17 protein-coding genes and 1 tRNA gene are annotated in these 24,534 nt (G+C 70.7%); 16 read left to right on the top strand and 2 right to left on the bottom strand.

The features are described from left to right. Nucleotide 1 precedes the first annotated feature (1 nt). From trpC to J7E22_RS11925, 8 genes are all read left to right on the top strand, one after another. Entirely contained in the window at nt 2-790 is a 789-nt protein-coding gene (gene trpC / locus J7E22_RS11960) for an indole-3-glycerol phosphate synthase TrpC (protein WP_214982067.1), read from the top strand. A gap of 68 nt (nt 791-858) precedes the next feature. Beyond that, nucleotides 859-2,073, top strand: coding sequence for a tryptophan synthase subunit beta (gene trpB / locus J7E22_RS11955; protein WP_214981957.1), 1,215 nt, complete (start codon nt 859-861; stop codon nt 2,071-2,073). Next, nucleotides 2,070-2,864 (top strand): tryptophan synthase subunit alpha, encoded by a 795-nt coding sequence (gene trpA, locus J7E22_RS11950; RefSeq protein ID WP_214981956.1) that lies wholly within the window; start codon nt 2,070-2,072, stop codon nt 2,862-2,864. Before trpB ends, trpA begins: the two co-directional genes overlap by 4 nt. Nucleotides 2,865-3,064: 200 nt before the next feature. Then, nucleotides 3,065-4,060, top strand: coding sequence for a prolipoprotein diacylglyceryl transferase (gene lgt / locus J7E22_RS11945; RefSeq protein WP_214981955.1), 996 nt, complete (start codon nt 3,065-3,067; stop codon nt 4,058-4,060). Nucleotides 4,061-4,319: 259 nt separating this feature from the next. Beyond that, on the top strand, nt 4,320-8,885 hold the full coding sequence (gltB, locus tag J7E22_RS11940) for a glutamate synthase large subunit (RefSeq protein ID WP_214982066.1): 4,566 nt from the start codon (nt 4,320-4,322) through the stop codon (nt 8,883-8,885). A 104-nt stretch (nt 8,886-8,989) separates the two neighbouring features. After that, on the top strand, nt 8,990-10,447 hold the full coding sequence (locus tag J7E22_RS11935; protein WP_214981954.1) for a glutamate synthase subunit beta: 1,458 nt from the start codon (nt 8,990-8,992) through the stop codon (nt 10,445-10,447). Nucleotides 10,448-10,587: 140 nt separating this feature from the next. Continuing rightward, nucleotides 10,588-12,033 (top strand): pyruvate kinase, encoded by a 1,446-nt coding sequence (pyk, locus tag J7E22_RS11930; RefSeq protein ID WP_214981953.1) that lies wholly within the window; start codon nt 10,588-10,590, stop codon nt 12,031-12,033. 184 nt (nt 12,034-12,217) lie between these two features. Beyond that, the gene (locus J7E22_RS11925) at nt 12,218-13,312 is read left to right on the top strand and encodes a VIT1/CCC1 family protein (protein ID WP_214981952.1); all 1,095 of its coding nucleotides are present in this window, start codon (nt 12,218-12,220) and stop codon (nt 13,310-13,312) included. Between the two features lie 123 nt (nt 13,313-13,435). Here J7E22_RS11925 and J7E22_RS11920 read toward each other — a convergent pair whose 3' ends face one another. Then, nucleotides 13,436-13,975, bottom strand: a complete 540-nt coding sequence (locus tag J7E22_RS11920; RefSeq protein WP_214981951.1) for an HdeD family acid-resistance protein — start codon at nt 13,973-13,975, stop codon at nt 13,436-13,438. A gap of 152 nt (nt 13,976-14,127) precedes the next feature. Here J7E22_RS11920 and J7E22_RS11915 point away from each other — a divergent pair. From J7E22_RS11915 to J7E22_RS11905, 3 genes are all read left to right on the top strand, one after another. Then, nucleotides 14,128-14,208: transfer RNA gene (locus J7E22_RS11915), tRNA-Leu, on the top strand. Nucleotides 14,209-14,294: 86 nt separating this feature from the next. Further along, nucleotides 14,295-14,900, top strand: a complete 606-nt coding sequence (locus tag J7E22_RS11910; protein ID WP_022905562.1) for an ANTAR domain-containing response regulator — start codon at nt 14,295-14,297, stop codon at nt 14,898-14,900. 144 nt (nt 14,901-15,044) lie between these two features. Further along, nucleotides 15,045-15,512, top strand: a complete 468-nt coding sequence (locus J7E22_RS11905; RefSeq protein WP_214981950.1) for a GNAT family N-acetyltransferase — start codon at nt 15,045-15,047, stop codon at nt 15,510-15,512. 55 nt (nt 15,513-15,567) lie between these two features. Here the strand turns inward: J7E22_RS11905 and J7E22_RS11900 are convergent, their stop codons facing one another. Continuing rightward, on the bottom strand, nt 15,568-15,936 hold the full coding sequence (locus J7E22_RS11900) for a hotdog fold thioesterase (RefSeq protein WP_214982065.1): 369 nt from the start codon (nt 15,934-15,936) through the stop codon (nt 15,568-15,570). Nucleotides 15,937-16,043: 107 nt separating this feature from the next. Here J7E22_RS11900 and polA point away from each other — a divergent pair, with 107 nt between their 5' ends. From polA to J7E22_RS11875, 5 genes are all read left to right on the top strand, one after another. Further along, nucleotides 16,044-18,716 (top strand): DNA polymerase I, encoded by a 2,673-nt coding sequence (gene polA, locus J7E22_RS11895; protein ID WP_214981949.1) that lies wholly within the window; start codon nt 16,044-16,046, stop codon nt 18,714-18,716. A 633-nt stretch (nt 18,717-19,349) separates the two neighbouring features. After that, a complete protein-coding gene (locus J7E22_RS11890) occupies nt 19,350-21,029 on the top strand; it encodes a DUF885 domain-containing protein (protein WP_214981948.1) in 1,680 nt (559 codons plus the stop codon). Nucleotides 21,030-21,252: 223 nt separating this feature from the next. After that, nucleotides 21,253-22,710, top strand: coding sequence for a 30S ribosomal protein S1 (gene rpsA, locus J7E22_RS11885; protein ID WP_214981947.1), 1,458 nt, complete (start codon nt 21,253-21,255; stop codon nt 22,708-22,710). A 121-nt stretch (nt 22,711-22,831) separates the two neighbouring features. After that, nucleotides 22,832-23,434: a dephospho-CoA kinase gene (gene coaE, locus J7E22_RS11880; RefSeq protein WP_214981946.1), complete on the top strand. Its 603-nt coding sequence runs from the start codon at nt 22,832-22,834 to the stop codon at nt 23,432-23,434. After that, nucleotides 23,431-24,468 carry a hypothetical protein gene (locus J7E22_RS11875; protein ID WP_214981945.1) on the top strand — a complete coding sequence of 346 codons (1,038 nt, stop codon included), beginning with the start codon at nt 23,431-23,433 and terminating at the stop codon, nt 24,466-24,468. Before coaE ends, J7E22_RS11875 begins: the two co-directional genes overlap by 4 nt. Nucleotides 24,469-24,534 lie beyond the last annotated feature (66 nt).

Below are 24,534 nucleotides of genomic sequence, written 5' to 3'. Positions count from 1 at the left end.
CGTGCTCGAGACCCTCGTCGCGGGCGCGCTCGAGGACGCTGCCGCCCGTCGACTCGACCGGCCCTACGCGGACGTCGAACGTGACCTCGACCGGGTGGACTCGCCGCTCGACGCGCTGACGTTCCTGGCGCCCGGCGACCAGGTGAAGATCCTCGCCGAGGTCAAGCGCGCCAGTCCGTCCCGCGGGGCGATGGCCACCATCGCCGACCCGGCCGCACTGGCCGCGGACTACGAGCGTGGCGGTGCCTCCACGATCAGCGTGCTGACCGAGGGCCGGAAGTTCCTCGGCAGCCTCGCCGACCTCGAAGCCGTGAAGGCGCGCGTCGGCGTCCCGGTGCTCCGCAAGGACTTCATCGCGGACCCGTACCAGGTCGTCGAAGCCCGCGCTGCCGGAGCGGACGTCGTGCTCCTCATCGTGGCCGCGCTCGAGCAGCAGCAGCTCACCGAACTGCACGCCCTGGCCGAGGAGCTCGGCATGCGCGTGCTGGTCGAGGCCCACTCGGCGGACGAGGTCACCCGTGGCCTCGACGCCGGTGCCCGGATCCTCGGCGTCAACGCCCGCGACCTCACCGACTTCTCCCTGGACCGTGACCTGTTCGGATCACTCGCCGACCGCATCCCCGACGGGGTCGTGCGGGTCGCCGAGTCCGCCGTCACCGGCCCCGCTGACGTCGCCCACTACCGTGCTGCCGGTGCCGACGTCGTCCTGGTGGGCGAAGCGCTCGTGACGGGCGACGACCCCGCCGCCACGCTCGCGTCCTTCATCGCCGAGGGCTCCCGCCGCAGCTGAACGACCCCAACACGTCCGATCGCCGCTCCACCCGGAGCCGGTCGGGCTTCGTCCCGGAAGGACCCATCGTGACCTCGCTCCGCGACCTGCACGGCCCGTACTTCGGCGACTTCGGCGGACGGTTCGTCCCCGAGTCCCTCGTCCTGGCCCTCGACGAACTCGAAGCGGCGTTCCGCGAGGCCTGGGCCGATCCCGCCTTCCACCAGGAACTGGACGCGCTGCAACGCGACTACACCGGGCGCCCGTCGATCATCACCGAGGTGCCCCGGTTCGCGAAGCACGCCGGTGGCGCCCGGGTGATCTTGAAGCGCGAGGACCTGAACCACACCGGCTCGCACAAGATCAACAACGTCCTGGGCCAGGCCCTCGTCGCGAGGCGCCTCGGCAAGACCCGGCTCATCGCCGAGACCGGCGCCGGGCAGCACGGTGTGGCGACCGCGACCGCCGCCGCCCTGTTCGGCATGGACTGCGTCGTCTACATGGGCGCCGTCGACACCGAACGCCAGGCCCTGAACGTCGCGCGCATGCGCCTCCTCGGCGCCGAGGTGATCCCCGTCGAGACCGGGTCCCGGACGCTGAAGGACGCGATCAACGACGCCCTGCGCGACTGGGTGGCGAACGTGGACTCGACGCACTACCTGCTCGGCACGGTCGCCGGCCCGCACCCGTTCCCCGAGATGGTCCGCGAGTTCCACAAGGTGATCGGTGACGAAGCCCGTCAGCAGGTCCTCGACCTCGTCGGCCGGCTCCCGGACGCCGTGGCCGCGTGCGTCGGCGGTGGTTCGAACGCGATGGGCATCTTCGAGGCGTTCCTGGACGACGAGTCCGTCGCACTGCACGGCTTCGAGGCCGGGGGTGACGGCGTCGAGACCGGGCGCCACGCCGCCAGCATCACGCTCGGGCGCGAAGGCGTCCTGCAGGGCGCCCGGTCCTACCTGATGCAGGACGAGGACGGCCAGACCATCGAGAGCCACAGCATCTCCGCCGGGCTCGACTACCCGAGCGTCGGGCCGGAACACGCCTACCTGGCGTCGATCGGTCGGGCGCAGTACCAGCCCATCACCGACGACGAGGCGATGGAGGCGTTCCGCCTGCTCAGCCGCACCGAGGGCATCATCCCGGCGATCGAGTCGTCGCACGCCCTCGCCGGGGCGATGAAGCTCGGCAAGGAGCTCGGCCCCCAGGGGGTCATCCTCGTGAACCTGTCCGGCCGCGGTGACAAGGACGTCGCGTCCGCCAGTCGCTACTTCGGCATCCTCGACGAGAACGCGGTGCAGCTGTGACCACGAACCGGACGGTCGCCACGACCATCGACACCGCCAACGCCGAGCGCGCCGGAGCCGTCATCGGCTACCTGCCGGCGGGGTACCCGAACGTGCAGACGAGCGTGGACGCCGCGGTGGCCCTCGCCGAGAACGGCGTCGACGTCATCGAGCTCGGCCTGCCGTACTCCGATCCGGTGATGGACGGACCCGTCATCCAGCGTGCGGCCGAGGAGAGCCTGGCGAACGGCTTCCGGGTCGCGCACGTCTTCGACGCGGTGCGCGAGATCACCGAGCGCGCGGACGTCCCCGTCCTCGTGATGACGTACTGGAACCCGGTGCTCCGCTACGGCGTGGAGCGGTTCGCCGACGACCTCGTCGCGGCGGGCGCGGCCGGGCTCATCACCCCTGACCTCATCCCGGACGAGGGCGCCGAGTGGATCGCCCAGTCCGAGCGCACCGGTCTCGACCGGGTGTTCCTGGCGGCACCGTCGTCGTCCGACACGCGGATGCGACAGGCCGTCGATTCCAGCCGCGGGTTCGTGTACGCCGTGTCCACGATGGGCGTGACCGGCGCGCGCGCCGGCGTCGACTCCGCCGCACGGAGCGTGGTGTCCCGCCTCCGCGAGCAGGGCGTCGAGCGCACCTGCGTCGGACTCGGCATCTCGACCGCCGACCAGGTGACCGAGGTCCTCGAGTACGCCGACGGCGCCATCATCGGATCGGCCTTCGTGCGCGCCCTCGCCGACCTCGGGGTGCAGGGCGTGGCCGACCGAGCCGCCGACCTCACCTCCGGCGCCGGTCGCCGCTGACCGTCCTGGAGGCCCGTGGTGCGTGATCGACGCCGGTCACGCACCACGGGCCTCCCGTCCACAGTCCGGCGCCCGCGTCACGATTTCCCCAGGACCGTCCGGTCGGTTCCTGCCCGCCGCGCTCCCCGCGCTACAGTGATGCGGGGCCGACGCCGCGTCGGCACCGCGCCCAGCCAGCACCGAAAGGCGACAGCACCTCCATGCCCCTCCTGAGCATCCCGAGCCCGAGCACGGCCTGGCAGTACTTCGACCTCACGGCGTGGCTGCAGGACGTCTTCGGCTGGTCGCTGCCCCTCGACTTCCGGATCCACGCCTACGCGATCTGCATCCTGTTCGGGATCGTCGCGGCCGTCGTGCTGGCGAACAAGCGCCTGAACGCCCGTGGTGCCGAGCGCTGGATCATCATCGACATCGCGATCTGGGCCGTCCCTGCCGGCATCATCGGCGGCCGTCTCTTCCACGTGTTCACGCACGTGAGCGACTACTTCGGTCCCGGCATCGACCCGCTGTCCTTCCTCTACATCTGGCAGGGCGGGCTGGCGATCTTCGGGGCGCTCATCCTCGGGTCGGTCGGCGCCTGGTTCGGCTGCCGCCAGGTCGGTCTGCGCTTCTCCGCCTTCATCGACGCCGTCGCGCCGGGTGTCCTCCTGGCACAGGCCTTCGGGCGCCTCGGCAACTACTTCAACCACGAGCTGTACGGCATGCCGACCAGCCTGCCGTGGGGCCTGCAGATCGAGTCGTCGAACGCCGCGTTCCCGAAGGGACTGCCCGAGGGCACGCTCTTCCACCCGACGTTCCTCTACGAGATCATCTGGAACGTCGTCGGCGTGATCGTCATCCTGCTGCTCGACCGGCGCTTCCGACTGCAGTGGGGTCGCGTCATGGCGCTCTACCTCATCTGGTACGGCACCGGCCGCTCGGTCCTCGAGTCCATCCGCGTGGACACCAGCGAGACCTTCTTCGGTGTCCGCACGAACGTCTGGATGTCGTTCGCCGCGATCCTGCTCGGCATCATCATCTTCGTCGTCCAGTCGCGACGGCACACCGGCAAGGAGCCCAGCCCCTACCGGCCGGGTCGCGAGCCGCGTGCGAAGTCCGATGTAGACTCGGACGACACCTACTCGGATCAGGACGACGACGCAGCCACGAGCGTCTCCGACTCCGAGCCGGTCAGCACCGCAGCTCGCCGCGCGTAGGAAGCACCCCTCCTGCACGACCGGCTCCCCGCCGGACGTGCCATGCAGCAGCCAGCACCTCGGGACCACGCCACAAGCGGGTCCGCAACCTCGCACTCCGACGACGCACCTCGTCGGCGGAGTGAACGGGCACCTGTCCCGCCCGCTCGGGCGGAACGCACCACCGGGCCAACGCTGTCCCTGTTCCACTTCCTCGTGAGGACGGTTCCCCATGGCGCTCCAGCCATCCAAGTCCCCGGCGCAGGTCGCCTCGTCAGCGATGGTGCCGCCGCACCGCCGGTTCTCGGCGATCCCCGAGGCCGCGGGCCTCTACGACCCGGCGAACGAGAAGGACGCCTGCGGTCTCGCGATGGTCGCGACGCTCCGCGGGACCCCGGGGCACGACATCGTCGACGCCGCCCTGGGCGCGCTCCGCAACCTCGAACACCGCGGGGCCGTCGGGTCGGATGCCGGCACCGGTGACGGTGCGGGCATCCTCTGCCAGGTGCCCGACGAGTTCTTCCGCGCCGTCGTCCCGTTCACGCTGCCCGCAGCGGGGGAGTACGCCGTCGGGACCGCCTACCTGCCCGTCGACCCCGACGAGCGACTCGTGGTCAAGGGCGCCATCGAGCGTCTCGCCGACGACGAGGGCCTGCGCGTCCTCGGATGGCGTGCGGTCCCCGTCCGTCCCGAGGTCCTCGGGACGCTCGCCCGCGCGGCGATGCCGGCGTTCGAGCAGCTCTTCGTCGCGTCGACCCACCACGACGAGCACGGAGTCGCCCGGAGCGGCATCGCGCTCGACCGCCAGACCTTCCGACTCCGCAAGCGCGCCGAGCGCGACAGCGAGGTCTACTTCATGTCGCTGTCGAGCCGGACCATGGTCTACAAGGGCATGGTCACGACGCTGCAGCTCGAGCCGTTCTACCCGGACCTCAGCGACGAGCGCTTCGCGTCGAAGCTGGCGATCGTGCACTCGCGGTACTCCACGAACACGTTCCCGTCCTGGCCGCTCGCGCAGCCGTTCCGGACCATCGCGCACAACGGCGAGATCAACACGGTGCGTGGCAACCGCAACTGGATGCGCGCGCGGCAGTCCCAGCTCGAGAGCGAACTGCTCGGCGACATGGCACCGCTGCTGCCGATCGTGAGCCCTGGTGCGAGCGACTCGGCCTCGTTCGACGAGGTCCTGGAGCTGCTGACCCTGACGGGGCGGACGCTCCCGCACGCGGTGTCGATGATGGTCCCCGAGGCGTGGGAGAACCAGGTCGGCATGGACCCGGACCTCCGGGCCTTCTACGAGTACCACTCGATGCTCATGGAGCCGTGGGACGGCCCGGCCGCCATCACGTTCACCGACGGCTCGCTCGTCGGTGCGACGCTCGACCGCAACGGGCTCCGTCCCGGCCGGTTCCTCGTCACCGACGACGGGCTCATCGTGCTCGGGTCGGAGACGGGTGTCATCGACGTGCCCGCCGCCAAGGTGGTCCGCAAGGGGCGCCTCCGCCCGGGCCGGATGTTCCTGGTGGACACCGAGGCCGGTCGCATCATCGAGGACGACGAGGTCAAGCAGGGTCTCGCCGCGTCCGGACCGTGGGGCGACTGGCTCGACGAGGGCCGCATCAACCTGAACGACCTGCCCGAGCGGGAGCACATCGTGCACACGCCGGCATCGGTCACGCGACGGCAGCGCGCGTTCGGTTACACCGAGGAAGAAGTCCGCATCCTGCTGCGTCCGATGGCGCAGACCGGAGCGGAGCCCCTCGGCGCGATGGGGTCGGACACCCCGATCGCGGTGCTCTCCGAGCGACCGCGCCTGCTGTTCGACTACTTCACGCAGCAGTTCGCCCAGGTGACGAACCCGCCACTGGACTCCATCCGCGAGCAGGTCATCACCTCGATGGGCATGGGGCTCGGTCCCGAGCGGAACCTGCTGTCCGCCGGACCCGAGCACGCGAAGCAGATCACGCTCGACTTCCCGGTCATCGACAACGACCAGCTCGCCAAGATCCAGCACTTCGAGACGGCGTCCGGTCGGCACCTCACGGTGACGATCAAGGGCCTGTACCGCGTGGACGCCGGCGAGGCCGCCATGGAGAACCGCATCGCCGCCGTGTGCGACGAGGTCGACGCGGCGATCGAGGCCGGCAAGCAGTTCATCGTGCTGTCCGACCGTGACGGCAACGTCGAGCAGGCCCCCGTCCCGAGCCTGTTGCTGCTCGCGGCCGTGCACCACCACCTGATCCGGACCGAGCAGCGCATGAAGGTCGGCCTGATCGTCGAGGCCGGCGACGTGCGCGAGGTCCACCACGTGGCGACCCTGATCGGGTTCGGTGCCTCCGCGATCAACCCGTACCTCGCGATGGAGACCTGCGAGAACCTCGTGCGCGCCGGGATGATCACCGGCATCACGCCGGAGCAGGCCGTCAAGAACGTGATCAAGGCGCTCGGCAAGGGCGTGCTGAAGATCATGTCCAAGATGGGCATCTCCACGGTGTCGAGCTACGCCGGCGCCCAGGCGTTCGAGGCCGTCGGCCTCAGCCAGGAGTTCGTCGACCGCTACTTCACCGGCACGTCGTCGATCCTCGGCGGGGTCGGGGTCGAGGTCATCGCGAAGGAGAACGCCGAGCGGCACGCCCAGGCGTACCCGCAGGACGGCGCCGTCCTCTCGCACGAGCGGCTCCAGACGGGCGGCGAGTACCAGTGGCGTCGCCAGGGCCCGCCGCACCTGTTCAACCCGGACACGGTGTTCCGGCTGCAGCACGCCACGCGGTCCCGTCGCTACGACATCTTCCGCGAGTACTCGAAGGCCGTGGACGACCAGTCCGAGCAGCTGATGACGCTCCGCGGGTTGTTCCGGTTCAAGGACGGTGTCCGCCCGCCGGTCCCGCTGGACGAGGTCGAGCCGATCGAGTCCGTCGTGAAGCGGTTCAACACCGGTGCGATGTCGTACGGCTCCATCTCGAAGGAAGCGCACGAGACGCTGGCGATCGCGATGAACCGCCTCGGCGGACGCTCGAACACGGGTGAGGGCGGCGAGGACGTCGACCGACTCCTCGACCCCGAGCGGCGCAGCGCCATCAAGCAGGTCGCGTCCGGCCGGTTCGGCGTGACGAGCATGTACCTGACGCACGCGACCGACATCCAGCTGAAGATGGCGCAGGGCGCGAAGCCGGGCGAGGGCGGACAGCTGCCCCCGCAGAAGGTCTACCCGTGGGTGGCCCGCACCCGGCACGCGACCGCGGGCGTCGGCCTCATCTCGCCGCCGCCGCACCACGACATCTACTCGATCGAGGACCTCAAGCAGCTGATCTTCGACGTGAAGCGGGCGAACCCCTCGGCTCGTGTGCACGTCAAGCTCGTGAGCCAGTCCGGCATCGGCGCGGTGGCGGCCGGCGTGACGAAGGCCCTCGCCGACGTGGTGCTCGTGTCCGGCCACGACGGCGGCACCGGCGCGAGCCCGTTGAACTCGCTCAAGCACGCGGGCACCCCGTGGGAGATCGGTCTCGCCGAGACGCAGCAGACGCTCATGCTGAACGGCATGCGTGACCGCGTCGTCGTGCAGGTCGACGGCCAGATGAAGACCGGTCGCGACGTGGTCGTGGCCGCGCTGCTCGGCGCAGAGGAGTACGGCTTCGCCACCGCTCCGCTCGTGGTCGAGGGCTGCATCCTGATGCGCGTCTGCCACCTGGACACCTGCCCGGTGGGCGTCGCGACGCAGAACCCGGAGCTGCGCAAGCGCTTCACGGGCAAGCCGGAGTTCGTCGTGAACTTCTTCGAGTTCATCGCGCAGGAGGTCCGTGAGCTCCTGGCCGAGCTCGGCTTCCGCACCCTGGACGAGGCGATCGGCCAGGCCGACGTGCTCGACGTCGACCGCGCGGTCCAGCACTGGAAGGCGTCGGGACTCGACCTCTCGCCCGTGCTGCACGGCCCGGAGTTCGAACGCGACGAGCCCCGGCGCCACCAGCGCGACCAGGACCACGAGCTCGACGAGCACTTCGACGTGCAGCTGATCCACCGGACGTCCGACGTGCTCGAGCACGGTGGCTCGGTGGCGCTCGACCTGCCGATCCGCAACACGGAGCGCGCGGTCGGCACCATGCTCGGACACGAGGTCACGCTCCGCCACGGCGAGCACGGTCTGCCCACGGGTTCGATCGACATCACGCTCCGCGGGTCGGCCGGACAGTCCCTCGGCGCGTTCCTGCCGTCCGGCATCACGCTCCGGCTCGTCGGCGACAGCAACGACTACGTCGGCAAGGGGCTCTCCGGCGGCGAGATCATCGTCCGCCCGGACGCCGAGTCGGGCTTCGACCCGGCGCAGAACGTCATCGCCGGCAACGTCATCGGGTACGGCGCCACACAGGGCACCATGTTCATCCGCGGCATCGTGGGCGAACGGTTCCTGGTGCGCAACTCCGGCGCGACCGCGGTGGTCGAGGGCGTGGGCGACCACGCGCTCGAGTACATGACGGGTGGCCTCGCGGTGATCCTCGGTGAGACCGGCCGCAACCTCGGTGCCGGCATGTCCGGCGGGACCGCGTACGTGCGGGGCCTGCGGGAAGAGCACGTGAACACCGACTCGCTCGCCACGGGGGAGCTCCAGCTGAGCCCCCTCGGCAGCGCCGACGTCGAGATCGTGACCGACCTGCTCCGCCGACACGCGGACGAGACCGGTTCGGCGCTCGCGACCGAGCTCCTCGAGTCCGGCGACCTGTCCGACTTCGTGAAGGTCCTGCCGCGGGACTACGCGGCCGTGCTCCAGACCCGCCAGCAGGCCGTCGACGAGGGGCTCGACCCCGATGGCGACGTCGTCTGGAACCGCATCATGGAGGTCACCGGTGGCTGAGCACACCGCACGACGCCGGACCGCACGAGCGGTCACCCCCAGCAGCACACCGAGCACGACGCCGAGCGCACGACCGAGCACGGCACCGAACCAGGAGGCGACCCATGGCTGACCCGAAGGGCTTCCTCAAGGTCCAGGAACGCGAACTCCCGCCGCGCCGTCCGGTGCCCGTGCGGCTCATGGACTGGAAAGAGGTCTACGAGCAGCAGGAGTCCGGCGCGCTCAAGCGGCAGGCCGGTCGTTGCATGGACTGCGGCGTCCCGTTCTGCCACCAGGGCTGCCCGCTCGGCAACCTGATCCCCGAGTGGAACGACCTGACGTGGCGCGGCGAGGGCCGTCAGGCCATCGAGCGGCTCCACGAGACGAACAACTTCCCGGAGTTCACCGGTCGGCTCTGCCCGGCGCCGTGCGAGTCGTCGTGCGTGCTCGGCATCAACCAGCCGCCCGTGACGATCAAGCAGGTCGAGGTCTCGATCATCGACCAGGCGTTCCAGAACGGGTGGGTCACCCCGCACCCGCCGGAGCGCCTGACCGGCAAGACCGTGGCCGTGGTCGGATCGGGCCCCGCGGGCCTGGCCGCCGCGCAGCAGCTCACCCGCGCCGGCCACACCGTCGCGGTCTACGAGCGTGACGACCGCATCGGTGGCCTGCTGCGGTACGGCATCCCCGACTTCAAGATGGAGAAGCGACAGATCGACGCGCGCCTCGCCCAGATGCAGGCCGAGGGCACCCGGTTCCGCGCAGGCGTCGAGATCGGCCGCGACATCACGTGGGACGACCTGAAGTCGCGCTACGACGCCGTCGTGGTCGCCACCGGGGCCACGGTCCCGCGGGACCTGCCGATCCCGGGGCGCGACCTCGAGGGCGTGCACTTCGCGATGGACTACCTGGTCCAGCAGAACAAGGCGAACGCCGGCACCACGGTCGACAACCAGCTGACGGCCGAGGGCAAGCACGTCGTCGTGATCGGCGGCGGTGACACCGGCGCGGACTGCATCGGCACCGCACACCGGCAGGGTGCGCTCAGCGTGACGAACCTGGCGATCGGCAAGCAGCCGCCGCTCGAGCGTCCGTCGGACCAGCCGTGGCCGATGTTCCCGACCGTGTTCGAGGTCACGAGCGCACACGAAGAGGGCGGCGAGCGGCACTTCCTGGCCTCGACCGTCGAGTTCCTGGCGAACGAGGCCGGCGAGGTCCGCGCACTGCGGGTCGCCGAGACCGAGTACCTCGACGGCCGTCGTGTCCCGAAGGCCGGCACCGAGCGGGAGATCCCGACCGACCTGGTGCTCATCGCGATGGGCTTCACCGGTCCGGAGACCGACTCGATCGAGCCCCAGCTCGGCCTGCCGACCACCGCGTCGGGTGCCGTCGCCCGCGGAGCCGACTACTCCACCAACGAGCCGGGCGTCTTCGTCGCGGGCGACGCGGGTCGCGGTCAGTCGCTCATCGTCTGGGCGATCGCGGAGGGTCGGGCTGCCGCGGCGCAGGTCGACACCTACCTCGAGGGCTCGACGATCCTGCCCGCACCGGTGAAGGCCACCGACCGCGCGATCTCGGTCTGACCGTGCGCGTCCACACGACGGCCACGCATCAGTGAGCACCAGGCCACCAGCACTCGGTAGGGTGCTGGTGGCCTCGCTTCGTTCCGCGCGGCCCCACAGCGCGGGAACTCCAAGCACCAACCACCACACGAAGGAATCCATTGAGACGCGCAAAGATCGTTTCGACTCTCGGTCCGGCAACGTCGGACTACGAGACCGTCAAGGAGATCATCGAAGCGGGCGTCGACGTCGCCCGACTCAACCTCAGCCACGGTGACTACAGCGTGCACGAGGCCAACTACGTGAACGTCCGTCGTGCCGCTGAGGAGCTCGGCAAGCCGGTCGCGATCCTCGTCGACCTGCAGGGTCCGAAGATCCGCCTCGCCCGCTTCGCCGACGGCCCCCACGACCTGGCGGTCGGAGACGTCTTCACCATCACGACCGAGGACGTGCCCGGCTCGAAGGAGATCTGCGGCACGACCTTCAAGGGCCTCCCGCAGGACGTCAAGCCCGGTGACCCGCTGCTCATCGACGACGGCCGGGTCCGCCTGCGCGTCCTCGACACCGACGGGGTGCGCGTCCGCACCGAGGTCGTCGTCGGCGGCACCGTGTCGAACAACAAGGGCATCAACCTGCCCGGCGTCGCCGTGAACGTCCCCGCGCTCAGCGAGAAGGACGAAGCCGACCTGCGCTGGGGCATCCGCCAGGGCGCGGACCTGATCGCGCTGTCGTTCGTCCGCAACGCCTCCGACGTCATCCGCGCGCACGAGATCATGGACGAAGAGGGCAAGCGCCTGCCGGTCATCGCCAAGGTCGAGAAGCCGCAGGCCGTCGACGCGCTCGAGGAGATCATCGACGCCTTCGACGCGATCATGGTCGCCCGCGGTGACCTCGGCGTCGAGCTCCCGCTCGAGGCCGTGCCGATCGTGCAGAAGCGAGCCGTCGAGCTGTCCCGTCGGATGGCCAAGCCGGTCATCGTCGCGACGCAGATGCTCGAGTCGATGATCTCGTCGCCGATCCCCACCCGCGCCGAGACCTCCGACGTCGCGAACGCGGTGCTCGACGGTGCCGACGCCGTGATGCTCTCCGGTGAGACGAGCGTCGGCGAGTACCCGGTGGAGACCGTCCGCACGATGGCCCGCATCGTCGAGTCGACCGAGGACCACGGCCTCGAGCGCATCGCCCCGCTCGGCACGAAGCCCCGCACGCTCGGTGGTGCGATCACCCTCGCCGCCGTCGAGATCGCGGAGTTCACCGAGGCCTCGTACCTCTGCGTGTTCACCGAGTCCGGCGACTCGGCCCGGCGCATGTCCCGCCTGCGTCACGGTCTGCCGATCATCGCGTTCACCCCGAACGAGGCGACCCGTCGCCGCATGGCACTCACGTGGGGCGTCCGGTCCTTCCTGGTCGAGCGCAAGACCCACACCGATGAGCTCTTCTCGCAGGTGGACGACGTCCTCCTCGAGAACGGGCTCGCCGCCCCCGGCGACCGCGTCATCGTGACCGCCGGGTCCCCTCCCGGACTCGAGGGGTCGACGAACGACCTCCGGGTGCACCGGGTCGGCGACGCGCACGCCGAGGCCGCTCCGGCCTACGTCCGGAGCTGACGACCGGACCGGACAGGGCGCGGACGGGAGGCACGGTGCACGAGCACGCGTCGCCTCCGGTCCGCGCCCTGTCCCGTTGGACGCTGTCCCGGTGGACGCTGTCCCGATCCACCCAGTTCCTCGCGGGCGCGGCCGTGCCGCGCTCGCGACGAACGCACCACGGACCCGACCGAGAGGAACCCCGATGAGCGAGCCGAGCCTCCCGACCGGATCGAGCCGTACCGCGGCGGACGTGCGCCGCTGGCGCCGCTACCTGGCGGACGAGCGTGCGGAAGCCGCCGTGTACCGGAACCTGGCCGCCCGACGGTCCGGAGAGGACCGCGCGATCCTCGCCGCCCTCGCGGAGGCGGAGGGCCGCCACGAACAGCACTGGCTCGACCTGCTCGGCGACGACGTCGGGCGTCCGCAGCGGGGGAGCCTCCGCACGAGGGTCCTCGCCACGCTCGCTCGGCGCTTCGGATCGGTGTTCGTCCTGGCGCTCATGCAACGCGCGGAGGACCGCTCGCCGTACGCCGACGACGCCGACGCGACCCCGAGCATGGCGGCGGACGAGCGGATCCACGGTGAGGTCGTGCGTGGGCTCGCGAACCGCGGGCGGATGCGGCTCTCGGGCACCTTCCGCGCGGCCGTGTTCGGCGCGAACGACGGCCTGGTGTCGAACCTCGCGCTCATCATCGGCGTCAGCGCGGCCGGCGCGGACCGGCACTTCGTCCTGCTCAGCGGCATCGCGGGACTCCTCGCGGGGGCGCTGTCGATGGGTGCCGGCGAGTACGTGTCCGTGCGGTCGCAGCGGGAACTGCTCGAGGCGTCCGCGCCGCACCCGGACGCCAACAGCGCCGTCGCCGACCTCGACGTGGACGCGAACGAGCTCGCACTGGTCTACCGGGCGCGCGGGATGTCGGAGGCACAGGCGACGTCGCACGCGGCTGACGTCATCGCGGGGCTGGACGAGCGACGGCCGGCCACCGGTACCGTGGCGCTCGTCGACGAGCACGAGGCGGTCGGCAACGGCATGAGCGCGGCGATCTCCAGCTTCTGCTTCTTCGCGTCGGGCGCGATCATCCCGGTGCTGCCGTACCTGTTCGGCCTCCAGGGCTGGGCGGCGGTCGCTCTCGCCGGGGCGCTCGTCGGGGTGGCGCTCCTCGGGACCGGCGCGGTGGTGGGCGTGCTGAGCGGGGCGTCGCCGCTCCGTCGGGCCGTCCGGCAGCTCGCGATCGGGTTCGGTGCCGCAGCCGTGACGTACGTCCTCGGACTGCTGTTCGGCACGAGCAGCGCCTGACGGCGGCGGGGCGGCCTTGGGCTCGTCGGCTCGGCCGTTGGGCCGTTGGACCGTTCGGTTGTTGGCTGTTGCGCCGTTGCGCCGCTGCGCCGCTGCGCAGCTGGGCCGCTGGGCCGCTGACGCTCAGCGCCGGTCGGCCGCCCGCGGGGGGAGCAGGAGCAGGGCGGCGGCGCCGACCACGATGAGCGAGATGCCGGCGAAGACCATGAACACCGTCAGCGCCAGGCCGGGCGCCACGAGCACCGCGACACCGCCCAGGATCGACAGCACCCCGCTGACGAGTGCCGGCACCCGGGAGGAACCGGGGTGGCCGACGACACCGCCGACGATCGCGGCGATGCCCTCGAAGATGAAGCCGACGCCCGCGAGGACCGCGTAGACCACGAGCGGGACCGCCGGGTCGAGCAGCGTCACGAGGCCCGCGATCCCGACGAGCGCACCCACGATGCCGGAGGTCCACCGCCATACCGGAGACGTACCGTGCCCACGAACGGCGGCGACCACGCGGAGCGCCCCGGCCACCACCAGGTACACCCCGAACAGCAGCGCGACGAACACCAGCGACGGACGAGGCAGGACGACGGCGATGATGCCGAGTGCGATGGCCACGACGGCGGTCACGATGACGAACACCCGGAAGGTCCGGACGGCACGAGAGTCCACGAGCGCTCCTCCCTGATCCGGTCGACCAGCCCTGATCGGATCGACCCCGGTTCAGACGGTACCGCGCGACCGTCCGCACTGTTCGGTTCGCCGGCATCCGGCGGGTCCGGAGGACGGGAGGCCCGGGTCGGGCTGGTACTGTTGGCCTCCTCGCGAGTGTGGTGGAATGGTAGACACGGGGCACTCAAAATGCCTTGCCTCACGGCGTGCGGGTTCGAGCCCCGCCACTCGTACAACAACTTCGTCGCACTCGGATCGCGTGCCTGCTCACCTGTTCCGGGGTCCGCGCCTGTGGCGCTCGTCTAGTAGGCTGCATGTCGTGAGTGACACAGAAGCAACTGCAACCGCACCCCGTCGCGTCGTCGTCGCCGAGGACGAGTCGCTCATCCGCCTGGACATCGTGGAGATCCTCCGCGACAACGGGTTCGACGTGGTCGGCGAAGCGGGCGACGGCGAGACCGCCGTCCAGCTCGCCACGGACCTCCGCCCCGACCTCGTCGTGATGGACGTCAAGATGCCCCAGCTCGACGGCATCTCCGCGGCCGAGAAGCTCTCGAAGAACCACATCGCCCCCGTGGTCCTGCTCACGGCGTTCAGTCAGAAGGACCTCGTCGAGCGTGCGACCGAAGCCGGCGCCCTGGCCTACGTGGTCAAGCCCTTCACGCCGAACGACCTGCTCCCCGCGATCGAGATCGCCCTGTCGCGGCACCAGCAGATCATCACCCTCGAAGCCGAGGTCGCCGATCTGGTCGAGCGCTTCGAGACCCGCAAGCTCGTCGACCGGGCCAAGGGCCTGCTCAACGAGAAGATGGGGCTCACCGAGCCCGAGGCCTTCCGCTGGATCCAGAAGGCGTCCATGGACCGCCGGCTCACCATGCACGACGTCGCCAAGGCGATCATCGAGCAGCTCAGCGCCAAGAAGTAGCCCCCCTCCGTCACACACCCTGATCGCGCCGCCGGACCTCGTCCGGCGGCGCGATCGTCGTTGGCGGGCGGCGACTCCGTACCAGGAATCGGCGGAGATGGTCGGAGCGGGGGTCGCGCACCGGCCACCTGGCAGAGTGGAGCGATGGACGACCTGGTGATCCGCGCCTCCCGGCCCACCGACATGGCAGCCGTCGCCGATCTGCGGTGGCGGTGGAGCGTGGAGGAGGGGCAGGCGGAGCCGGCGGTGACGCCGGACGCGTACCGACAGGCGATGACCGACTTCGCCGTCGCGAACCCGCACACCCACCGGTGCGTGGTGGCGGTGCGCGACGACCGGGTGCTCGGGATGGCGTGGCTGGCGTTGACCTCCCGGCCGCCGACGCCGGACCGCCCGGTCCGGCTGGCGGGCGACGTGCAGTCCGTGTACGTGCACCCCGACCTCAGGGGCGTCGGTGTCGCCTCGCGGTTGGTGTCGGCGCTACTGCGGATCGCCGACGACCTCGGCGTCGAGCGGACGTCCGTGCACTCGAGCGTCGACGGCGAACGGCTCTACCGGCGGCTCGGGTTCGGCGACGCGCGGTTGCTCCTCCAGCGGCCACCGGAGGGGTGAGCGTGCGGTCCGGCCGCCACGCGTCGTCGGCCTCGGCCTCGTGCAGCAGGACCGGTCAGCGGACGTCGCGGATCATGTTCGTGATGCGGACGGTGGAGCAGCGCCGGCCCTGGTCGTCGGTGAGGACGATCTCGTGCGTGGTGAGCGTGCCGCCGAGGTGCAGCGCCGTGCACGTGCCGGTGACCAGGCCGCTCGTGGCGCTCCGCGAGTGCGACGCGTTCAGCTCGATGCCGACGGCGTAGCGGCCGGGGCCGGCGTGCACCGTGGCCGCCATCGAACCGAGGCTCTCGGCCAGGACGACGAACGCGCCACCGTGCAGGAGCCCGACCGGCTGGCGGTTGCCCTCGACGGGGATCGTGCCGACGGCCCGTTCGGCGGACAGCTCCGTGATGACCATGCCCATCTTCTCGGCGAGCTCGCCCATGCCGCGTTCGGCGTACTTGGCGAGGCCCTCTGGGGTCCCGGTGAGGGTGGCGTCGTTGGTCACGGCGGGGGCCTCCACGTGTCGGATGGCGTCGGTAGGCTGTCCGGGTGTCGGACACCGCAAAGCCTACCCTCATGGTCATCGACGGCCATTCGCTCGCCTTCCGGGCCTTCTACGCGCTGCCGGTCGACAGCTTCGTGAACCGTGACGGGCAGCACACGAACGCGATCCACGGGTTCATCTCGATGCTGCTCATGCTCCTGCAGCGCGAGAAGCCGACGCACCTCGCGGTCGCGTTCGACATCTCGCGGTACTCCTTCCGCACGCGCGAGTACGCCGAGTACAAGGGCACCCGATCCGAGACCCCGGCCGAGTTCAAGGGGCAGATCCCGCTCCTCCAGCAGGCGCTCGAGGCGATGGGCATCACCACCGTCACGAAGGAGGACTACGAGGCCGACGACATCCTCGCGACGCTGTCCCGGCAGGGCTCCGAGCAGGGCTTCACCGTCTACGTGGTGTCGGGTGACCGCGACTCGATCCAGCTCGTGAACGACGACGTCACGCTGCTGTACCCGTCGGTGCGCGGGGTCTCCGAACTCACCCGGTACGACCGCGACAAGGTCTACGAGCGGTACGGCATTGAACCGCACCAGTACCCGGACATCGCCGCGCTCGTCGGTGAGACCAGCGACAACCTGATCGGCATCGACAAGGTCGGCGAGAAGACGGCGGTGAAGTGGGTCACCGCCTACGGCTCGCTCGACGGTGTCCTCGAGCACGCCGACGAGATCAAGGGCGTCGTCGGCAACAACCTGCGCGAGCAGAAGGACCGGGCGATCCGCAACCGGCGGCTCAACCGTCTGGTCACCGACGTGGAGCTGCCCGTCGGCCCGGCGGACGTCGCGCTCCGCCCGCTCGACGAAGCCGCCGTCCGGGACTTGTTCGCCAAGCTCCAGTTCCGCACGCTGCTCGACCGGGTCATCAAGATCGCCGGGTCCGGCGAGCCGTCCGACGCCGTCGCGGTGGACGGCTCGGTCGACGACGGCGCTCCGACACCGCCGCCCGTGAAGACCCTGATCGACGAGGAACTCGGCTACTGGCTCGAGCGGAAGAACGCCTCGGACGCCCCGAACGGCTTCGGTGTCGCGGTCGAGGTCATCGACGGTCGACTCAGCGCGATCGGGATCGCCACCCACGACGACGCCGTGATGGTGCCCGGCGGCAGTGGAGCACTCGACTACGAGCAGCTCGCGGCCTGGTTCGCCTCCGATGCCCCGAAGCACTTCCACGACGCGAAGGCCGCCATCAAGGCGCTCGGGACCGTCGGCTTCACCGTGAACGGCATCGCGGGGGACGCCCGGATCACCGGATGGCTCGCGCAGCCGGGCAAGCAGGGGCAGCCCCTGGCGGACCTCGTCTACCAGGAGCTCGGCGAAGAACTGCCGACCGCCGACCCGAACCAGCTCGTGCCCGAGACGGAGCCCGTGAACGTGGGCGTCCACGCCTGGTTCGTCCTCCGGGTCACGACCGCGCTCCGGGCCCGCGTCGACGAGTCCTCGCTGCGGGTGCTCGACGAGATCGAACTCCCGCTCGTCTCGGTGCTCGCCACCATGGAGACCGTCGGCGTGGGGATCGACCGACCGGTGCTCACCGGCCTGTCGCACGAGCTGGGGGAGCGCGCAGCGGAACTGGCCCAGCAGGCGTTCGCCGAGATCGGGCACGAGGTGAACCTCGGGTCGCCGAAGCAGCTGCAGGAAGTCCTGTTCTCCGAGCTCGCGATGCCGAAGACCCGCAAGACGAAGACGGGCTTCTCCACCGACGCCGCCAGCCTCGCCGACCTGCAGGACCAGCACCCGCACCCGTTCCTCGGGCTCCTGCTCCAGCACCGCGACGCGACGAAGCTCCGCCAGATCGTGGACACGCTCGACGCCGCGGTGGTCGACGGGCGGATCCACACCCGGTACGAGCAGACCGGCACCAGCACCGGCCGTGTGTCGTCGACGGACCCGAACCTGCAGAACATCCCGGTGAAGACCGCGGTCGGTCGACGCATCCGGTCGGCCTTCGCCGTGGCCGAGCCGTACACGACGCTCCTCACCGCCGACTACTCGCAGATCGAGATGCGCATCATGGCGCACCTCTCCGGTGACGCCGGGTTGATCGAGGCCTTCAACGCGGGCGAGGACCTGCACCGGTTCGTCGGCGCCCGCGTCTTCGGCGTCGAGCCCGCGGACGTCAGCCCGGAGATGCGCACGAAGGTCAAGGCGATGTCGTACGGGCTCGCGTACGGGCTGAGCGCGTTCGGCCTCTCCAAGCAGTTGCGCATCGAGCAGTCCGAGGCCCGGACGCTCATGACGGAGTACTTCGCCCGGTTCGGCGCGGTCCGCGACTACCTGCGCAACGTCGTCGAGCAGGCACGGGAAGACGGCTACACCGAGACGATCTTCGGTCGCCGCCGTCCCTTCCCCGACCTGAAGAGCCCGAACCGGGTCCTCCGCGAGAACGCCGAGCGCGCAGCCCTCAACGCGCCGATCCAGGGGTCCGCTGCCGACATCATGAAGATCGCCATGCTCGGTGTCGATGCGGACCTCCGCGAGGGCGGCCTCGGCACACGGTTGCTGCTGCAGGTGCACGACGAGCTCATCCTCGAGGTCGCGCCCGGCGAGCAGGACCGCGTCGAGGAGATCCTCCGGACCCGGATGGGCAGCGCCGCGAAGCTCACGGTGCCGCTCGACGTCTCGGTCGGCGTGGGCCCCAACTGGGAGGCCGCAGCGCACTGACGCCCACCGGACGGGACGCGCGGTGCCAGCTGGCACCGCGCCTCCCGTCCGTCGGGGTGCGGGCGGTGTCCCCCGTCTCCGCACGGCTTCCCGGCTGGGCGACACGGCTGGGCGACACGCCCCCGTCCGTGCGAAGCGCCCTCGTTCGAGCGAGACGCCCCCGAATCCCGCGGCGTCCCGGCGGCGTGCGCGTGTCTCGACGTGACGCGTCCGTCCTGGCGAGACGCCCCCGTTCCCGTGAGACACGTCCGTCTGCGCGAGACGCCCCCGTTCCCGTGAGACACGTCCGTCTGCGCGAGACGCCCCCGGATCCCGCGGCGTCTCGGCGGTGTGCGCGTGTCTCGGCGTGACGCGTCCGTCCTGGCGAGACGCGCCCGTTCCCGTGAGACACGTCCGTCGTGGCGAGACGCCGCCGTTCCCGTGAGACACGACCGTCTGCGCGAGACGCCCCGGTAGTCGCGAGACGCACCCGGATTCCGCGGCGTCTCGGCGCTTCCGGGGTGTCTCGCGCGGACGCCGCCGTCTCGGCGACCCGGACCACCCCGACCACCCGGGCGCACCACGCCCCCGCCACCGACTGGCCCGCCGCACCCACCGCAGACCCCGTCGGCACCCGGTCGGTAGGGTCGGACCATGAGCGAAGACCGTCCTGTCCGCCAGCCCTCCGCCGTCGACCGTGTCGCCGAGGACTGGGTGACCACCCTCGTCGACCTCGACCCCACGATCGCGACCTACATCGGCGTCTCCGGGCGCACCGGCGAGTACGGCGACACGTCCCCCGCCGGAGCAGCGGCCCTCGCGGACGCCGCCCGCGCTGCGAAGCACGCCCTGGACACCGCGGACACGGTGGACGACGTCGACCGCGTGACGAAGGCCGACCTCGGCGCCGAGCTCGACCTCATCCAGGAGTCGTACGACCGGAAGCTCCACCTCCGCGACCTCAACGTGATCGCGAGCCCGGCGCAGTCGATCCGCGAGATCCTCGACCTCATGCCGACCGCGACGGAGTCGGACTGGCAGGACGTCGCCAGCCGGCTCAACGCACTGCCGGACGCGCTCGAGGGCATCCGCGAGACCCTGCTCGAGGGCACGCGCGAGCACGTGACGCCGGCGAAGCGCCAGGTCGCGCTCATCGCCGAGCAGGCCGCGCGCAACGGCGCCGAGGACGGGTTCTTCCCGAAGCTCGTGGCCGGCGCTGCGTTCGAGGACGGCCGCGACGTCCCCGAGTCCCTGCGCGCCGACCTGACGCGCGGTGCCGAGCGTGCCGCTGCCGCCTACCGGTCGTTCGGGCGGTTCCTCGAGCACGAGCTCCTGCCGCTCGCCACCCCGGTGGACGCGGTCGGTCGCGAGGCGTACGAGCTGCACTCCCGGCACTTCCTCGGCGCGACCGTCGACCTCGACGAGACGTACGAGTGGGGGATCGAGGAACTCGCGCGCATGCGGGACGAGCAGGAGCGCATCGCGGACCGCATCGAGTCCGGCGCGAGCGTCGCCCGCGCCATCGAGGTGCTGGACACCGATCCGGCGCGTGTCCTGCACGGCACGGACGCACTGCAGCGGTGGATGCAGGAGACCAGCGACGCGTCGATCCGCGAGATGGACGGCCGCTACTTCGACATCCCCGACCCGATCAAGCGCCTGGAGTGCCGCATCGCGCCGACCCAGGAAGGCGGCATCTACTACACCGGGCCGTCCGACGACTTCTCCCGACCGGGCCGGATGTGGTGGTCGGTGCCCCAGGGCGTGACCGAGTTCGGCACCTGGCGCGAGAAGACGACGGTCTACCACGAGGGCGTCCCCGGCCACCACCTGCAGATCAGCCAGGGCGTCTACAACCGCGGCGAGCTGAACACCTGGCGGCGGCAGCTCTCGGGCTCGTCCGGGCACGTCGAGGGCTGGGCCCTGTACGCGGAGCGCCTGATGGAGCAGCTCGGCTTCCTGGACGACGACGGCGATCGCCTCGGCATGTTGGACGGCCAGCGGATGCGTGCCGCCCGCGTGGTGCTCGACATCGGCGTGCACCTGCAGAAGACCAACCCCGACGGCGGGGCGTGGACGTGGGAGTACGCCCTCGACTTCATGGGGCAGAACGTCAACATGGACCCGGCCTTCGTCCAGTTCGAGGTCGCCCGGTACTTCGGGTGGCCGGGACAGGCTCCGTCGTACAAGGTCGGCCAGCGGGTGTGGGAGTCGATCCGCGACGAGGTCGCCGCGCGCGAGGGGTCGTCCTTCGACCTGAAGACGTTCCACCACCGGGCGCTGTCGCTCGGCAGCATCGGCCTCGACACGCTGCGCAGCGCGTTGGTCGGCTGACGCCGACCGGAAGGCGGCCGGGAGGCACGGTGCGGGTCCGTCCCGCACCGTGCCTCGGTGCGTGACACGCCCCGTCACCCGGTTGTGACGCCTCGCCCGCTGCGGTTAGACTTGTGCGGCGCAAACCGCGCCACACAACCACCGCCTCGGCGGCGCATCCAACCGGGGGCTCGTCTCCCCGTGCTGCCAGGCCTGACACATGTCCGTTCGGAGCAATCTCTACATGACAACCACTACGACCAAGGCTCCTAAGCAGGTCGCCATCAACGACATCGGTTCGGCTGATGACTTCCTGGCCGAGGTCGAGAAGACCCTGAAGTTCTTCAACGACGGTGATCTCATCTCCGGCACCGTCGTGAAGATCGACCGCGACGAGGTCCTCCTCGACGTCGGGTACAAGACCGAGGGTGTCATCCCCTCGCGCGAGCTCTCGATCAAGCACGACGTCGACCCCAACGAGGTCGTCAAGGTCGGCGACGAGGTCGAGGCCCTGGTCCTCCAGAAGGAGGACAAGGAAGGCCGCCTGATCCTGTCGAAGAAGCGGGCGCAGTACGAGCGTGCGTGGGGCGACGTCGAGAAGATCAAGGAGTCCGACGGCGTCGTGACCGGCACCGTGATCGAGGTCGTCAAGGGCGGCCTGATCGTGGACATCGGCCTCCGCGGCTTCCTCCCGGCCTCGCTCATCGAGCTCCGTCGCGTCCGCGACCTGACCCCGTACCTCGGTCAGGAGCTCGAGGCGAAGATCCTCGAACTCGACAAGAACCGGAACAACGTCGTGCTCTCGCGCCGCGCGCTCCTCGAGCAGACGCAGTCCGAGTCCCGCACCACGTTCCTCAACAACCTCCACAAGGGCCAGGTCCGCAAGGGCATCGTGTCGTCGATCGTCAACTTCGGTGCGTTCGTCGACCTCGGCGGCGTCGACGGTCTCGTCCACGTCTCCGAGCTCAGCTGGAAGCACATCGAGCACGCCAGCGAGGTCGTCGAGGTCGGTCAGGAAGTCACCGTCGAGATCCTCGAGGTGGACCTGGACCGCGAGCGCGTGTCGCTCTCGCTCAAGGCCACGCAAGAAGACCCGTGGCAGGTCTTCGCCCGCACCCACGCGATCGGTCAGATCGCACCGGGCAAGGTCACGAAGCTCGTGCCGTTCGGTGCGTTCGTCCGTGTCGCCGACGGCATCGAGGGCCTCGTGCACATCTCGGAGCTGTCGAACAAGCACGTCGAGCTCGCCGAGCAGGTCGTGTCGGTCAACGACGAGGTCTTCGTCAAGATCATCGACATCGACCTCGACCGTCGCCGCATCTCGCTCAGCCTCAAGCAGGCCAACGAGGGTGTCGACCCCGAGGGCTCGGAGTTCGACCCGGCGCTCTACGGCATGCCGACCGAGTACGACGACAAGGGCGACTACAAGTACCCGGACGGCTTCGACCCGGAGACGAACGAGTGGCTCGAGGGCTACGACACCCAGCGCACCGAGTGGGAGGGCCAGTACGCGGCCGCCCAGGCGCGTTGGGAAGCCCACAAGGCGCAGGTCGCGAAGACCATCGCCGACGAGGCGCAGGGCGGCTTCGACCTCCCGGCAGCTGCCACGTCCACGTTCACGAGCGAGGCAAGCGGTCAGGGCACCCTGGCCGACGACGCATCGCTCGCGGCACTCCGCGAGAAGCTCAGCTCGACCAACTGATCGAGCCCGAGCGGAACGGCAGGGAGCACGACCTCCTCGCCAGCTGACGGAAGCCCGGCATCCCCGTGTGGGGGTGCCGGGCTTCCGGCGTTCCGAGAGCACGCACCGTTAGCCTGGGCGCGTGCGCATCATCGGTCTCACGGGCGGCATCGCCGCGGGCAAGTCGACGGTCTCCAAGCGGTGGGCGGAGCACGGCGCGGTCGTGGTCGACGCCGACCGGTTGGCCCGGGACGCCGTGGCGCCCGGCAGCCCCGGTCTCGCGCGCGTCGCCGAGCGCTTCGGGTCGTCCGTCCTGGCCCCGGACGGGTCGCTCGACCGTCCGGCCCTCGGCGCGATCGTCTTCGCCGACGTCGCCGCCCGCAAGGACCTCGAGGCGATCACGCACCCGGAGGTCTGGCGGCTCGCGCAGCTGGCGTTCGACGCAGCAGCCGCCGCCGACCCGGAGGCGATCGTGGTCTACGACGTCCCGCTCCTCGCCGAGGCACAGGGGAGCCGTCCGCTCCGGTTCGACGCGGTCGTCGTGGTCGACGCGCCGGCGGCACAGCGCGTGGAGCGCCTCGTGGCCCACCGCGGCATGTCCCGCACCGAGGCCGAGCGGCGGGTCGCCGCGCAGGCCAGCGACGAGGAGCGTCTCGCCCTGGCGGACGAGGTCGTCGACGCGACGGGGGCCCTCGAGCGCACGGTCGCGTCGGCGGACGAGGTCTGGGCCCGCATCGCCTCGTGAACGTCTCTCGACACCGTCTGCTGCTCGCGGTCGCCTCCGTCGTGCTCGTCGCGATGGGCCTCGCCGCGCTCGTCGCCGCGAACGTGCTCGGCGGGGAGCGCGTCGCTGAGCACGGTCTGGTGGCCGCACACGCTGCGCCGCGGAACGACACTGGCCCCGCTGGGCAGTTCCACCGCTTCCGGCTCGGTTCCGTCGGCGGTAAGCGCCTGGAGCCGAACCGCGACGACTTCGCGGCGCGGACGAACGCGGACGGACCACTGCTCCTGTTCCTGCCGGCGACCCGGGCCAAGCCCGCTGACTACCAGCGGTTCCTCGGGGCGGCCCTGCAGGACGGGTACCACGTGCTCGGCCTGGACTACTGGAACCTCGGGCAGACGCTCTCCGGCACCTGCCAGGCCGACCCGCACTGCTACGGCGCCGTGCAACGCAACCGGTTCGACGGCAGCCGCCCCTCGGCCGTGAGCGACGTCACCCCCGCGGGATCGATCGTGTCCCGCTTCCGTGACGCCATCGCGTACCTCGACGACCACGACCCCCGCGGCGGGTGGGGGCGCTTCCTGCAGGGCGACACCGCCATCGCGTGGCAGGACATCGTCGTCGCGGGGCACTCGCAGGGCGGGGGAGAGGCGGCGTACATCTCCCACATCCGGAGCGTCCGCGGTGCGGTGATGTTCTCGTCGCCGGTGGAGTCACTCGGGTCCGCCCACGCCGCGTGGATGGACCACCCCGGCAAGACGCCGGTCGCCCGCCTGTACGCGATCGACGACGTGCGCGACGAGTTCGGTCCCCGGATCCGCGGGTCGTGGAAGGTGCTCGGGCTCGACGGTCCGACGGGGCCGTTCCGCACCGACACCACACCGCCGGTCGCCGGCGCCGATCCGCACGCGATCCTGACCGACATCGACGTCGGCGGACCGGCGCAGGCACACTCGCGGATCATCGACGACTCCACCCCGCTCGGGCGCGACCAGACTCCGCGGATGCTCCCCCTGTGGCAGTGGCTGCTCCACCGGTTCCCCGCCGACCGCGCGTGACGGTTCCCCGCCGACCGCGCGTGACGGTTCCCGCCGAGCGAACGTGACGGTTCCCCTCCGAGCGCA

Source organism: Curtobacterium sp. ISL-83 (assembly GCF_018613895.1).
Classification (GTDB): Bacteria; Actinomycetota; Actinomycetes; order Actinomycetales; family Microbacteriaceae; genus Curtobacterium.
Note: the sequence above shows the minus strand (reverse complement) of the source record. Positions and strands in the feature narration are given on the sequence as shown.